Origin of the sequence: Pseudomonas protegens, from assembly GCF_003732485.1 — a bacterium.
In the GTDB taxonomy this organism is placed as follows: Bacteria; Pseudomonadota; Gammaproteobacteria; order Pseudomonadales; family Pseudomonadaceae; genus Aquipseudomonas; species Aquipseudomonas protegens_B.
Map to the genome: position 1 here is coordinate 182726 of NZ_MOAK01000082.1, position 13232 is coordinate 195957.

Consider the following 13232-nt stretch of genomic DNA (forward strand, 5'->3'; position numbering starts at 1 on the left):
TCATATTAGGCAATCAAACGTTTAAAATTTGGAACAATCAATGAACCAGGACCTTCGTCTTGCTGTAATTGTGAACCCTAACCTTCCGTTGGGTGTGCTTGCCAATACGGTCGGTGCGCTCTCGATCGGAATTGGCGCAAAATTCCCAATCCTCGCTGCGAGGCAGCTCACCGATCGCCAGGGCCTCACGATCGATATTAGTGCTGATAGGCCGGTGCCGGTCCTCCAAGCCGACGAGGTAACAATTCGATTTCTCATGCTCAAAGCAATGTCAGAGGCTGAAGGGCGAGCAGTCGTCCCGTTTCCAACTTTTGCACGCTCGCTACATGTATTTGCCGACTATGAGACAGCCTTTCCAAATTGTGATCTGACTTCAGAGTCGATTGATGGGCTAGGGCTAGCTGGTCCTTCGAAATGGGTAAAGTCGCTAACCGGATCGCTTAAGCTCCTGCGATGATTCTCCTTCTGTGAAAGGTCAAACTGGCCGAGCATGAGTATTCCCAAACGCAGACTAACGGTGTTAGGCTTCTGGGTAACCCATAGTTCGGCAGTTTAATGAGACTACCTTATGCACAGATTGCTTCTTGGTGCTCTCGCACTCTCGATGGCGCCGTCAACGTGGGCGCTACAGCCGGTCACTGCGTACCAGGTGGCCCGTGCAGATGGCTCAGTCATTGACTACTACCTACAGCAACGCGACCCGAGTAAGACGGCGCGCCAACTGCTGGTGGTTATTCAAGGCTCGGATTGCAATAGTGTGAGGAACATACCCTCCATTTCCAAGGGTTTGAGCAATGCCCTCCCGGTTGCTGACTTGCTGATGGTTGAAAAGTACGGCATTGATGCCACGTTACAGTATAACGTCGATGCCGATCGCCGTGATTGTCCTAGCATCTATCTACTCAAGGACAACCCGGAGCAGCGGCTGCATGATTACCGCTCGGTTATTGCGCACCTGCGCCAGCAAAACGCTTACCAACGAGTAGTTGCGCTAGGTGGTAGTGAAGGTGCGGTGGTGGTCGGTTTGCTTGCTAGCGACAGCAAGTACATAGACGTTGCCATTGCTATAAACGGTGGCGGGCAGTGGTTTATCGACGATGTGCTGCACAGTATTAAAATTTCTAATGCACCTGCAGCAGAAAAGGCCGCATCAGCTCAAAGCATGCATGAGTTCGCCGAGCATATAAAGACCGCGCCATCATCTGAGGTGGTATCTAGCAATCATGGTTATGCGTGGTGGAGGCAAATGTTGGAGCTTGACCAACTAGCGGTTCTTAAGCGCACCACCATTCCTATGCTGATTGTCCAAAGCGGCGCAGACCAATCGGTATCACCAGCCAAAGCTCGGCAGATGATCGAAAAAATTCTCCAATCGGGTAAGGAGAATATCGATTTTCGTTTCTATTCAGACCTGGATCACAGGCTCAGCGGGCCTGATAGGAGTAGTCGAATGGATGACGTAGTAACTGACATTGCAGAGTGGTTGAAAAATCAGCATGAGTAGTCTCTCCGTTAATTTCTATTATTGATCATCGGGGAAGCACAATGTGAATGACTCAACTTTACGTTGTGGATATTTTCAATAGTAAAAATTGTCTTCGAGGTGGTTTGGTATCTCCGTTGGCTCTATAAAAATCCATTTATTGAATTTTAAGGGCTATGTAGATATTTGGTGCGGTCGTCATATTAAGTATCGTAACAGGCCCAGTCATCGGTAAAGCAACATCAGAGTGTTTTACGTTAGCACGCGCTGATGGTAGTTCTATGAATTAGCGCCTGGGTAAGTCTGTGGGCTGTACCGTACCTAAACAACAGAAGTCGTTCCTGTAGAGCAAATATCTAGCCAGTAACCTTTTTGGTAACGTGGGCGGTAAATGATTTTACTATTAACAGTTTTAATGTAGGGGTGCGGGATATGAAAATAGAAACAAATGGATTCCAAGGTGTGCTATCACATTCAAAACTGAAGTCTCCCGAGGGGGCAGAGGGAGATAATAGTTTTATGGGGGCCGTTAGAAAGGTAATTTCATCGACTCCAGTGCGTTCAACTAATGTTGATTTAAGTCAGGGCGTAGAAGGCTCGAAAGTAAGTTACAGAGAATATCTCCTTGATAGGGCGCGGGGAAACAATGTGGTTGCTGAGGAACTGCTTGGTTATAATATTGATGAAGGGGTTGGGATGACGTCAGGGCTTATTGATATAACCTTTGCTCCGATCATCACCTATTCTATCTCGGGAGAGCTGGTTACAGATGAGTCGAAGCGCTACTTTGCCGAAGTTAGTGACTATGCTGTAAAAAATCGTCTGGACATACTTTGGGCGGGAAGAAATGCAGGTAGCTCAGCTGCAGAGATTCTTGAGAAAGTAATAGACTTTAATGCTACATTGCCTGGCAGGTATAAGGATATGGCTAATATTCAGTTCTGACATCATTGCTGTCTGAGGGCCCCCAAGCGACTGCTCAATTTATTAGCAATGCCGTTGTTGTAGACGGTGAATTTGATAAATAGCGCTGCTGCGTTCATGGGTTGTGCGAAGGTGCGAACGTTTTTTTCAAGGCAAGTCTGGCCGTCAATTCTCACGATCTTGTCCACGCTTTGAAGGAGTTTTTATGAGGCTGGTTTTAGGAATGTAACAAAAAAGAATTGGATAGATATCATTGGCCTTGAAATAACTGAGGCTCAGGGAAATTATATCGCCCTCAATTCAGAATCCTTGGCCGCTTCCAAATTCTTTGAGCACTATGTAAGTAGAGCTGTCTATTTCGCGGATAAGCCCATTGGGTTCACTCAGTACTATCCAAATTTTGGAAATGGAAGGCCCGACGAAATGTTCATTGACCAGCTTATGATTGATGTCAATCACCAGCTTAAAGGATGTGGCACTAAAACAGTTGCGCTTGCCCTTGATGAGATTAGGCAGATGAAAAGCTCCGACGGTACATCATAACCATCTAGCCGGTTTGACTGGGCCTGACGCTCACTCAGTAAAGCCTCTAAGTCACTGGAAAGGGTGATGAGCTCTTGCCGAAGTTTCTCGAGCTCACGTTGCTGGGCCTGTAACTCAGCGCTCTGGGCGAGGTAGGCGCCGAGGCTAATGCAGTGGGAGTGGGCGTTGGCTGACCCAAAAAGGAAGCTCGGCTTGTCATCGGAGTAGTATCTGGCAATCCACATGCGTAGATCAGAATGGCGGATTGTGAGAAAGGCCCATTCATCGATTGGGGGGCATCGCTTTTAGTAATTTGCCCCCCAATCCCCCAATAGTAGCGGAATCCAGTGGAACAAGACGGACGGAAATGGATTGATATTGGCTTTAACTCGATGATTTAAGGTTTTTTTTGGATTTCTCTGGAATTTGCTTAAAGGCTATCCGGATCCCCAAAGAACATCTGAATTCTTGAACGCAACCAGCGTTCCCCCGGGTCGTTATCCTGTGAACCACGCCAGGCCATGTGCAGTTCGAAGCTGCGCACCGGCAGCGGCGGGTCTTCGGCACGTACGCCACCGGCGGCGGTGAGGGCCTCGGCGGTGTAGTCGGGCACGGTGGCGAGAATGTCGGTGCCGGCCAGCAGGGTGCTCAGGCCGTTGAACTGCGGTACGGCGAGCACTACGTGGCGTTTGCGTCCGAGTTTCTCCAATTCCTCATCGATAAAACCGCTCAGGTCCCCGGCGAACGACACCAGGGCGTGGGGGCGGGCGCAGAAGTCGTCCAGGCTGAGGGCTCCGGGCACGGTGTCGGCACGCAGCAGTTTGGGCAGGCTGCGGCGCAGTACCTTGCGCTTGGCGTTGGCCGGCAGGTCGGCGGTGTAGCTGACGCCGATGGAGATTTCACCGGAGGCCAGCAGCGACGGCATCAGCAGGTAGTTGGCCCGACGCACCACCAGCACGATGCCCGGGGCTTCGGCGCGCAGGCGCTTGAGCAACATCGGCAGCAGGGCAAACTCCACGTCGTCGGACAGGCCAATGCGGAACACCGTGGTGCTGGTGGCGGGGTCGAACTCGGCGGCGCGGCTGACGGCGGTGGAGATCGAGTCCAGGGCCGGTGAGAGCAGGGCGAAGATTTCCACTGCCCGGGCCGACGGTTCCATGCTGCGGCCGGTGCGGACGAAGAGCGGGTCGTCGAACAGATTGCGCAGCCGCGACAGGGCGGCACTGATGGCCGGCTGGCCGAGAAACAGCTTCTCGGCGGCGCGAGTCACACTGCGTTCGTGCATCAGTGTTTCGAACACGATCAACAGATTCAGGTCGACACGACGCAGGTCATTACGATTCATCTGGAGTCCTGGCAGAGTCAGCGAACTTGACGGGAGCGGCCATATCGGAACAATGGCCGGCGTGAATCTTACGGGTAAAGGCTGGTACTCTGCATCGGCTAAATGTGGTTTGTTTGTAGTCAGGTTGCGGCCCGGCACGCTGCCCACCCCGATTTTCAAGGGCACGGAATCAATGACAGGCATGTCGACTATTAATAGGCACTGATAGTCTTGCTTTCAAAGCCCGGATAAAGTTCGTGGCATTAGAGGTTAATTTGACGAGGTTTGCGATGTCCCGCACGATTCGTTTTCACAAGTTTGGACCGGCCGAGGTGCTCAAATGCGAAGAACATGCGGCCTCGTTGCCTGCGCCAGGCGAAGTGCAGGTACGAGTCGAAGCCATCGGTATCAGTTGGTACGACGTGCTCTGGCGCCAGAACCTGGCGTCGTCCCATGCGCGTCTGCCGTCCGGCCTCGGGCATGAAATGGCCGGCGTGGTCACGGCGGTAGGCGAGGGCGTCGACGACCTCGCGGTCGGTGACAAGGTCGCCAGCTTTCCCGCGCAAAGCCCCAATGATTACCCGGTGTATGGCGAGCAGATCGTCCTGCCGCGCTCGGCCCTGACCCGTTATCCGGATGTGCTGAGCCCTATCGAAGCCGCTGTGCATTACACGCCGCTGCTGATTGCCTATTTCGCCTACGCCGACCTGGCACGGGTCAAGCCCGGGCAATTCGCCTTGGTCACTGATGCCAGCCACTGTGCCGGCCCGTCCTTTGTGCAGTTGGGCAAGGCCCTGGGTGTGCGGGTGATTGCCGCTACCAAGACCGCTGAAGAGCGTGAGTATCTGCTGTCCCTCGGTGCCGAGAAGGTGATTGTCACCGAAGAGCAGGACCTGCTGATGCAGATCAACAAGCTCACCGACAATCGCGGAGTCGATGTGGTGTTCGACGGCCTGGGCGGTCCACAGATGTCGATGCTCGGTGATGTCCTGGCGCCTCGCGGCAGCCTGGTGCTGTACGGCCTGCAAGGCGGCAACCAGACTCCGTTCCCGGCCTGCGCGGCGTTCCAGAAGAACATCCAGTTCTTTGTTCACTGCATCGGCAACTTCACCGGCAAGCCGGAGTTGGGGATCATTCAGGATCAGGCGGCGTTGCAGCGTGCGCTGCGCGACATCAACCAACTGACTGCGGATCGAGTGCTGGTGCCCTTGAAGACCCGAGTCTTCCCCTTCAGCGAGTTTGTCGAGGCGCACCGTTACATGGATGAATGTCCATGTCGCGAACGGGTTGCGCTGCAGGTCGAACCGGCCTGATTCCCCAACGCCAGGCCAAGCCTGGCGTTTTTGTATCTGGCCCCCTGTGCAGGAGCCGGCTTGCCGGCGAAGGGGCTGCCAAGCCATGTGCTGCCCATGCAGACGCCTTCGCTGGCAAGCCAGCTCCTACACCAGCCAGCTCGAAAAGGCGCTGTTGTGCCGGGATAGATTTCATCGCACCGTGGTCAAACTGCCAGTAAACTGCGCTCCATTCCTGAACCATCCTTTTTCAGAGGTTTTGCATGACTCTCAGTCCTTTTGCGGGCAAACCGGCACCCGTTGAGTTGCTGGTCGATATCCCGCGACTGGTTACGGCGTATTACACCGGTCAACCCGATGCGTCGGTGCCTACCCAGCGAGTGGCTTTTGGCACCTCCGGGCACCGCGGCAGTTCGTTCGATCTGAGTTTCAATGAATGGCATGTCCTGGCCATCAGCCAAGCCATTTGCCTGTACCGCGAAGCCCAGGGCATCACCGGGCCGTTGTTTGTCGGCATCGATACCCACGCCCTCTCGACCCCGGCCGGGGCCAGTGCCCTGGAAGTCCTGGCGGCCAACGGCGTGACCGTGATGATTGCCGCCGGCGACGAGTACACCCCGACCCCGGCGGTGTCCCATGCCATCCTCTGCTACAACCGCGGCCGTACCTCGGGCCTGGCGGACGGGATCGTCATCACCCCGTCCCACAACCCGCCGCAAAGCGGCGGCTACAAGTACAACCCCACCAATGGCGGCCCGGCCGACACCCACATCACCAAGTGGATCGAAGCCAAGGCCAACGAATTGCTGGCGGCCAAGCTCGCCGGGGTCAAGCGCATCAGCTACGAGCGAGCGCTGAAGGCCGACACCACCCATCACCACGACTACCTCAACACCTATGTCGCCGACCTGATCAACGTCATCGACCTGGATGCGATCCGCAACGCCAAGCTGCGCCTGGGCGTGGACCCACTGGGTGGAGCAGGGGTGCGCTACTGGTCGGCGATCGCCGAGCACTACCGCCTCGATCTGGAAGTGGTGAACAAGCAGGTGGACGCCACCTTCCGTTTCATGTCGGTGGACTGGGACGGGCAGATTCGCATGGACCCATCCTCCAGCTACGCCATGCAAGGGCTGATCGGCCTGAAAGAGCGCTTTGATGTGGCCTTTGCCTGCGACCCCGATCACGATCGTCACGGCATCGTGACCCCAAGCGGCGGCCTGCTGGCACCGAACAACTACCTGGCGGTGTCCATCGACTATCTGTTCCAGAACCGTCCGCAATGGCGGGCCGATGCCGCTGTGGGCAAGACCGTGGTCAGCAGTGGCTTGATCGATCGGGTGGCGGCGCGCCTGGGCCGACGCCTGTACGAAGTGCCGGTGGGTTTCAAATGGTTTGCCGATGGTCTGTTCGACGGTTCCCTGGGCTTTGGCGGCGAAGAAAGTGCCGGTGCCTCCTTCCTGCGCAAGGACGGTGGCGTCTGGTGCACCGACAAGGACGGCCTGATCCCGTCGCTGCTGGCCGCTGAAATGACTGCCCGCACCGGGCGTGATCCGAGCCAGGCTTATCGCGCCCTGTGCGATGAGCTGGGCGAACCTTTCTCGGTACGGGTCGATGCCAAGGCCAATCCGCAACAGAAGGCCTTGCTCAGCAAGCTTTCGCCGCAACAAGTGACCTCGACCCAATTGGCCGGCGAGCCGATCCAGCAGATCCTCAGCCAGGCCCCGGGTAACGATCAGGCCATCGGCGGCCTGAAAGTCATGACCGAGAACGGCTGGTTCGCCGCACGACCATCCGGCACCGAGGACATCTACAAGATCTACGCTGAAAGCTTTATCGGCGACGACCACCTCAAGCAACTGGTGCAGGAAGCCCAGACTCTGGTGGACACCGCCATCAGCGGCAACTGATTCCCGTAGGAGCCGGCTCGCCGGCGAAAAGGTCCTTGAGACGGACACAGGTCTTGGGGACGCTTTCGCTGGCAAGCCAGCTCCTACGGTCGTTGGTCATTGCACGATCTGTGTAGCCGGCTAGCGGGCAAAAAAAGGGGCGACCATCACGGTCGCCCCTTTTTATTTGCCGCTGCGGTTCAAGCCAGATCCACCAGCACGATTTCGCTGTCTTGCACGGCGCTCACCCGCAGTACCCGCTCATCCTGAACTGCAACACCGTCTCGAGCTTCGGCGCGCAAGCCGTTGATCTCGATCAGCCCGGTCGCCGGCACCAGATAGGCTCGACGCCCTGCGTCCAGGTGGTACTCGGCGGTTTCCCCGGCCTTCAGGTTGGCCGCCACCAGTCGTGCATCGGCGCGAATACGCAAGCTTTCCTCATCGCCTTCCTTGCCGCTGGCCAGGGTCACGAACCCCTCGCGCAGCCCCTTGGGAAAAGGCTTGGCACCCCAGGACGGCGCGGAGCCGGCCTGGTTGGGAATGATCCAGATCTGGAAGATCTTGGTCGGCGTGGCTTCCAGGTTGTATTCGCTGTGGGCGATCCCGGTCCCCGCACTCATCACCTGCACGTCACCGGCTTCGGTGCGTCCCTTGTTACCCAGGTTGTCCTGGTGGCTGATGGCGCCTTCGCGAACGTAGGTGATGATTTCCATGTCCCGGTGCGGATGCTGAGGGAAGCCGGTGCCGGGGGCGATCACGTCATCGTTCCACACCCGCAGGTTGCCCCAGTGCATGCGCTTGGGGTCGTGGTACTCGGCGAAGGAAAAGTGGTGATGGGCATCCAGCCAGCCGTGGTGAGCGCCGCCCAGGGAGCTGAAAGGTCTGAGTTCAAGCATGATCGTCTCCTCATAAAGGGCTCGTAATGGCTCGTTGGACCCGGGCCAAAAAACGATAACCGTTGGTTGATGGCGTGCATCATCCATCAGCTATTGATCGATAAAAAGCGCAAAAAATGCCGTAATCCAATCGTAAAATTAGATAATTATTTTGTCGAAAAGCTGGTGTTAAACCTTCGGTTCATCGCTTAAGTTAATGACCCGCAAGCAATTCGCTGGATACCGTGAAAAAATCCGGCGACCATTACCGCTCAGTCTCATCCCCTGGAGTCCGCGTGTCGCAACACAGCCCCGATCTGCCCCCCGACCTTTTGCCCCTGGCCCAGATGCCCCTGTTGAAGCGCCTGGCGGCGCGGTTCTTCGGCCATGGCCTGAACCGCCTGCGGGCCCAGCACCGTGCGTCCTGGCTGCATGGGCAGGCCGACGGCTTTCGCAGCGGGCACACGGCAGGCGTGGAGTACGGCTACCAGGAGGGACGGCTCGAAGGGCTGGAGGAAGGTCGGCAGGTGCTGCTGATTCGCGACAGTCGCAACACCGAGCACCGGCCGCCGGGGGTGGATGACCGGCTGTTCGACGACTGGCGTCTGCCGCTGAGCGCCGAGTTGAAAAAACGCTTCAAGGCCGATGTCGCTCGTTTGCTGGCGCCGCAGGCCCAGCCCAGCGCCGCCCAATGGAAGATGATTTTCAGCGACACGCCTGCCACTGCAGTGATTGCCGGGGCCGGGGCCGGCAAGTCGACTTCTTTGGTATTGCGTCTGCTTTTGCTCAATCACTACCTGGGATTCGAACTGGATTCCATGACCGTAGTGACGTTCACCCGGGAGTCGCGCAAGGATTTCATCAACAAGCTGGTGCAGGTCTTTGCCCTGTGGGGCCGGGCGCTCAGCCCTCGGGAAGCCCGGGATCTGGTGCGCACCTTCCATTCGCGGATCCTGCCCATGGTGCGCAGTCTGCCGGGGTTCGAACGCCTTCAGGCCTTCGAGAACCTCAGTGAGCGGGTGCAGGGAGCCGAAGACGAGGTGGACAGCAATCCCTTCGACCTGCGAATCAACGACGCCCAGCGCAAGCACCTCAATGCCTGCTACCAGGCGCTGTACCGCAGCGACGAACGCTTCCGCCTGGCGCTCAAGCCCTTACTGCGCCACGCCTTGCAGCTCAAGGAGCTGGAGCGCGATCACCCCGATGTACAGAAGCGCGTGGCGGTCACCGAGCTGGCGGCCAAGCGTGACGAGGAACTCTGCGACACCGTGGAAGACCTGTGGTTTCGTGCCGGGGCCTGGCCGATCAAGGGCATCGAGCCTCAGCGCCAGAGCTTTGAAATCAACGGATCGACCTTCCATTGCCATGGCTATGCCGCTGAGCTGGATGCCTGGGTGGTACTGGGCTTCGACCCTCGGGAGAACCCGCAGATCAGCCGGCCCGGTGCCAAGCTGACGGTGCGCGCGGAGTGGGCGGTAAAGCGCACCCTGTTTCAAGCTTTCTGTCGTAAGCCATTGATTTGGCTAGATAGTTACGAATCGTCCAAGCGCGCTTTGGGCGCCTTTTCTGCCGAGGTGAGTGCCGGCCCGGGATTCGACTACAAGGTCAAGGGCGAGCTGGCTTCGGCGCCGTTGCTGGATTGCTTTGTTGCGGCTGCCGGTTTTATCGAGAACCTGGGGCTGGATGTGGGCGACGCGGTCGGCAACATGAGCTTTGCCCAGGATGATCCGGACCGATTCTTCTTCGAGGCCTTGAGCCTGTTCTGGCGAGCCCTTGAAGACCACTTGCTCGACCAGTCGCCGCCGATCATGAGCTACAACCGGATGTTCGCCCTGTTCAGCGAGCGTTCCCCGGAAAACTTCAAGCTGCTCAGCGACAGTTGCCTGAGGCCGATGTCGCACTTGATGATCGACGAATTTCAAGACGTTTCGCCGCAGATCGTTTCCTGGATCAAGGCCAGTCTCCGGGAGATTCGCAGCCGCGGCGCAGCCCTGCATGTGGGGCGTGGAGCTCAGCATTCTTCCTTGCTCTGTGTGGGCGATGACTGGCAATCGATCTATGGCTGGCGCGGCAGTTCGCCGAAATACTTTATCGAGTTCAACAAGGAGTTCCCGTCCCCGGGCACCACTCGAGTCATGCTCAGCGAGAACTACCGCAGTCACCAGCATGTGATCGATGCGGCGGAGCATATTGTTCGCGCAGCCCCGGCGATTGCCGGGAAGAAGGCCAAGGCCAGTGGCGAGGTCAAGGACCTATGGCCGGTGCAGGTACTGGATCGTGACGATCAGGGCTTGGCCCTGCGCCTGGCAGAGCACTATCGACAGGGCGACTCAATCTTGATGTTGTTTCGAAAAACTAGCGATAAGTTATTGATAGAAGAGTATATTTCACAAATAGTTAATCTTGATTCTAGCTTGCCGTCAGCGTCTCGTCGGCTCAAGCAACTCACCTATCACAGTGCCAAGGGCCTGCAAGCGGACGCGGTGTTCCTGCTGGGGGATTGCCAGCACCTGAGCAGCTCGCCCTACAAGAACCAGGTGTATCGCATGGCCGGCCTGGGCAAGGATGGCGACGCCGAACCCTACGACAGTGCACAAAAGGACGAGATCCTGCGCCTGGCTTATGTAGGGATCACTCGGGCGGCCAAGCACTGCTACTGGTACGTCGATCGCCAGGACGCGGCGGCAGGCAATGCGCCCAAGGCTTCGGATCGGGTGCCCAGTGACAAGCCTTATTTCCGCGACCTGCGGCAGTGAGGACGAAAAAAGCCCGCCGGTCAGGCGGGCTTCGGTTGATGGGGCCTGGCGTCAGGCCTTGAGTGTCAGGGACGGAGCAAAGGCCTCCAGTTCATCTTCCACCGCCTCGATTATTCGTTCGACATCCGCGGCGCTCATCACTGTGGCACAGGGAATGCCGGCGATGGCGATCATGGTTTCGCCGCTGGCACGGTCGAAGAGCCGGGCGATCATGCTGCCTGGCGCGTCCATGCTGGCCTCGAAGCCCAAGGGATGAAAATGCCAGCGCATCAGCTGGCAGGCATTGGGAAAGGTGACTTTACTGGCCCAGACTCTGTTCATCGATGGCCCACCTTGATTCATTGAGCGCTTCCTTGTGCTCGCGGTAGGAACAATCGGGTCGTCAATGACCCGATCAGTCAAGGGTTTAAAAATAGCACCGGGTTGTGACCGATCGCAGTTTTTTTGCCCACCGTCCGGCAGTTCACTCGCAGATTTTTGATGTACGTCATGTATTCGGCCCGGCGGGTCCAGAGAACCCGGGCCCTTGGCGGAGGGACGGTCATTGATGCCTCTGCTGAAGTTCGGCAAGCTGCGCCTTTTTGGCTGTTCGAGACCCTTATGACTGCCCCTGACGACGGGCCTCTGCAAACCCAGGCCACCGGTGAAACCGTGATGCGTTATCACCTGTGCTGGAAGCACCGCGACCTTGATGGCGTGATGGCGCTTTACCATCCGCAAATCCAGTACAACGACTTTTTCCAGAATCGCACACTGGGTCTGGTCGAACTGCGGGAATACGTGCGGGTGAGCATGCCCCGCGCGCCTGATGAGGCCCTGGAGCACAGCGATCGCATTCGCCTGGATGGCAATACGGCCTTTATCCAGTATCAGGTAACCCTGCGGGGCGGTCAGGGCCTGGTGTCGTTCCGCGCCAGTGAAGCGATTACCGTGCGCGACGGCCTGATCTGGCGGGTCAATGAATATGCGTCCCTGGTGCGTGAATCGGCGTCGGCCCCGTCCTCCGGCGGTCTGCGTCCGGCGGCCAGCCGCCTGGGGCTGTCGCCGCGCCAGTTGAGTTTCATGGCCGAGGACTTGCAACAGTACTTCCAGCACCAGCAGCCTTATCTTGATCCGCAGCTGGACCTGCAGCGGGTAGCCCGAGAGTGCGGCTACAGCCGCAATCAGATTTCCTACCTGCTCAATCAGGTGCTGGGGCAAAGCTTCTACCGCTATGTGAACCAGGCGCGCCTGCAGCATGTGCTGACCGCCCTGGACAATGCCGCGCCACCGCTGCGGGTCGACGAACTGGCCTTTGCGGCCGGGTTCAATTCCCTGTCGGCGTTCTACAGCTGTTTTCGCCAGCATACCGGACAGTCGCCCAAGGCTTATGCCAAGCAAATTTCTTTGCGTGCACGCGCGCAAGACAGCGCCTGAGGACAGGGACTAGGATCGCCGCATTCGAAGTCCGGGTTGCGGAGTGCTTGCATGCCAGCGTGGCGCAGTATCAGTTTGTGGATGGACCAGTTGGACGAGCCGCTATTGCCGCGGCCGTCCCTTGAACAAGACCTGGACCTGGACGTGGCGATCATCGGCGCCGGTTACACCGGGCTGTGGACGGCCTATTACCTCAAGCGCCAAGCGCCGCAGCTCAAGGTGGCGGTGATCGAGGCCCAGACCGCAGGTTTCGGTGCTTCGGGACGCAATGGCGGCTGGCTGATGGGCAATCTGCTGGGGGAGGACCGCCTGCTGGCAGGGCTGTCGCCGGAGCAGCGTCGAGCCTCTTTCGATCTGCTGCATGGCATTCCCGATGAAGTGGCCAAGGTCATTGAACGTGAAGGCATCGACTGCGATTACCGCAAAGGCGGGGTGCTGTATTGCGCGGCCCGCTATCCCGAGCAGGAAACCAGCCTGCGCCAGTACCTGGACAAGCTCTACGCCCAGGGCCTGAACCAGGACGATTACCGCTGGCTGAACCCCGAGCAACTGGCCCGGCAGATCCGCGTGGCCAAACCCTATGGCGCTATCTATGCCCCCCATTGCGCCACTATCCAGCCGGCCAAGCTGGTACGCGGCCTGGCTCGTGCGGTGGAGCGACTGGGGGTGAGCATTTACGAGAACAGCCCCGTGACCCATTGGCAGGCCGGCAGCCTGCAGACTCGCCACGCCGCGGTGCGCAGCCGTTGGA

Annotated in this window: 12 protein-coding genes; 9 read left to right on the forward strand and 3 right to left on the reverse strand. The window is 57.9% G+C overall.

The features are described from left to right. The first annotated feature begins 40 nt into the window (after positions 1-40). The 4 genes from BLX41_RS37470 to BLX41_RS37475 all read left to right on the forward strand — a co-directional run bounded on the left by BLX41_RS37470 (position 41) and on the right by BLX41_RS37475 (position 2950). Complete coding sequence (locus BLX41_RS37470; protein WP_123727286.1) at positions 41-457, forward strand: DUF2000 domain-containing protein; 417 nt, start codon at positions 41-43, stop codon at positions 455-457. Between the two features lie 111 nt (positions 458-568). Then, on the forward strand, positions 569-1504 hold the full coding sequence (locus BLX41_RS26540; RefSeq protein ID WP_123727287.1) for an alpha/beta hydrolase family protein: 936 nt from the start codon (positions 569-571) through the stop codon (positions 1502-1504). Between the two features lie 411 nt (positions 1505-1915). Continuing rightward, positions 1916-2428, forward strand: a complete 513-nt coding sequence (locus BLX41_RS33425; RefSeq protein ID WP_148059778.1) for a hypothetical protein — start codon at positions 1916-1918, stop codon at positions 2426-2428. 288 nt (positions 2429-2716) lie between these two features. After that, positions 2717-2950: a GNAT family N-acetyltransferase gene (locus BLX41_RS37475; protein WP_185073796.1), complete on the forward strand. Its 234-nt coding sequence runs from the start codon at positions 2717-2719 to the stop codon at positions 2948-2950. 409 nt (positions 2951-3359) lie between these two features. Here BLX41_RS37475 and BLX41_RS26555 read toward each other — a convergent pair whose 3' ends face one another. Next, the gene (locus BLX41_RS26555) at positions 3360-4274 is read right to left on the reverse strand and encodes a LysR family transcriptional regulator (protein ID WP_060839124.1); all 915 of its coding nucleotides are present in this window, start codon (positions 4272-4274) and stop codon (positions 3360-3362) included. A 269-nt stretch (positions 4275-4543) separates the two neighbouring features. On the opposite strand from BLX41_RS26555, the gene BLX41_RS26560 reads away from it, so the two are divergent. Together BLX41_RS26560 and pgm are read left to right on the forward strand one after the other, a co-directional pair. After that, positions 4544-5566, forward strand: a complete 1023-nt coding sequence (locus BLX41_RS26560) for a zinc-dependent alcohol dehydrogenase family protein (RefSeq protein ID WP_123727290.1) — start codon at positions 4544-4546, stop codon at positions 5564-5566. 242 nt (positions 5567-5808) lie between these two features. Next, positions 5809-7455: a phosphoglucomutase (alpha-D-glucose-1,6-bisphosphate-dependent) gene (gene pgm / locus BLX41_RS26565; RefSeq protein WP_123727291.1), complete on the forward strand. Its 1647-nt coding sequence runs from the start codon at positions 5809-5811 to the stop codon at positions 7453-7455. 179 nt (positions 7456-7634) lie between these two features. Here pgm and BLX41_RS26570 read toward each other — a convergent pair whose 3' ends face one another. After that, positions 7635-8330, reverse strand: coding sequence for a pirin family protein (locus BLX41_RS26570; RefSeq protein ID WP_123727292.1), 696 nt, complete (start codon positions 8328-8330; stop codon positions 7635-7637). 275 nt (positions 8331-8605) lie between these two features. Here BLX41_RS26570 and BLX41_RS26575 point away from each other — a divergent pair, with 275 nt between their 5' ends. After that, positions 8606-11065 carry a UvrD-helicase domain-containing protein gene (locus tag BLX41_RS26575; RefSeq protein WP_123727293.1) on the forward strand — a complete coding sequence of 820 codons (2460 nt, stop codon included), beginning with the start codon at positions 8606-8608 and terminating at the stop codon, positions 11063-11065. Between the two features lie 51 nt (positions 11066-11116). Here the strand turns inward: BLX41_RS26575 and BLX41_RS26580 are convergent, their stop codons facing one another. Next, positions 11117-11386 (reverse strand): DUF1652 domain-containing protein, encoded by a 270-nt coding sequence (locus tag BLX41_RS26580; protein ID WP_102865161.1) that lies wholly within the window; start codon positions 11384-11386, stop codon positions 11117-11119. Positions 11387-11665: 279 nt separating this feature from the next. Between BLX41_RS26580 and BLX41_RS26585 the strand changes: the two genes are divergently transcribed. Beyond that, the gene (locus BLX41_RS26585; RefSeq protein ID WP_123727294.1) at positions 11666-12481 is read left to right on the forward strand and encodes a helix-turn-helix domain-containing protein; all 816 of its coding nucleotides are present in this window, start codon (positions 11666-11668) and stop codon (positions 12479-12481) included. Positions 12482-12532: 51 nt separating this feature from the next. Then, positions 12533-13232: NAD(P)/FAD-dependent oxidoreductase (locus BLX41_RS36355; RefSeq protein ID WP_259745210.1), on the forward strand; the 700-nt coding region annotated here is incomplete at its 3' end.

Excerpts from the sequence above, each read along its gene's own strand:
- BLX41_RS37470 (WP_123727286.1), top strand. The coding sequence starts at position 41 with ATGAACCAGGACCTTCGTCTTGCTGTAATTGTGAACCCTAACCTTCCG.
- BLX41_RS26540 (WP_123727287.1), top strand. The coding sequence starts at position 569 with ATGCACAGATTGCTTCTTGGTGCTCTCGCACTCTCGATGGCGCCGTCA.
- BLX41_RS33425 (WP_148059778.1), top strand. The coding sequence starts at position 1,916 with ATGAAAATAGAAACAAATGGATTCCAAGGTGTGCTATCACATTCAAAA.
- BLX41_RS26555 (WP_060839124.1), bottom strand. The coding sequence starts at position 4,274 with ATGAATCGTAATGACCTGCGTCGTGTCGACCTGAATCTGTTGATCGTG.
- BLX41_RS26560 (WP_123727290.1), top strand. The coding sequence starts at position 4,544 with ATGTCCCGCACGATTCGTTTTCACAAGTTTGGACCGGCCGAGGTGCTC.
- pgm (WP_123727291.1), top strand. The coding sequence starts at position 5,809 with ATGACTCTCAGTCCTTTTGCGGGCAAACCGGCACCCGTTGAGTTGCTG.
- BLX41_RS26570 (WP_123727292.1), bottom strand. The coding sequence starts at position 8,330 with ATGCTTGAACTCAGACCTTTCAGCTCCCTGGGCGGCGCTCACCACGGC.
- BLX41_RS26580 (WP_102865161.1), bottom strand. The coding sequence starts at position 11,386 with ATGAACAGAGTCTGGGCCAGTAAAGTCACCTTTCCCAATGCCTGCCAG.
- BLX41_RS26585 (WP_123727294.1), top strand. The coding sequence starts at position 11,666 with ATGACTGCCCCTGACGACGGGCCTCTGCAAACCCAGGCCACCGGTGAA.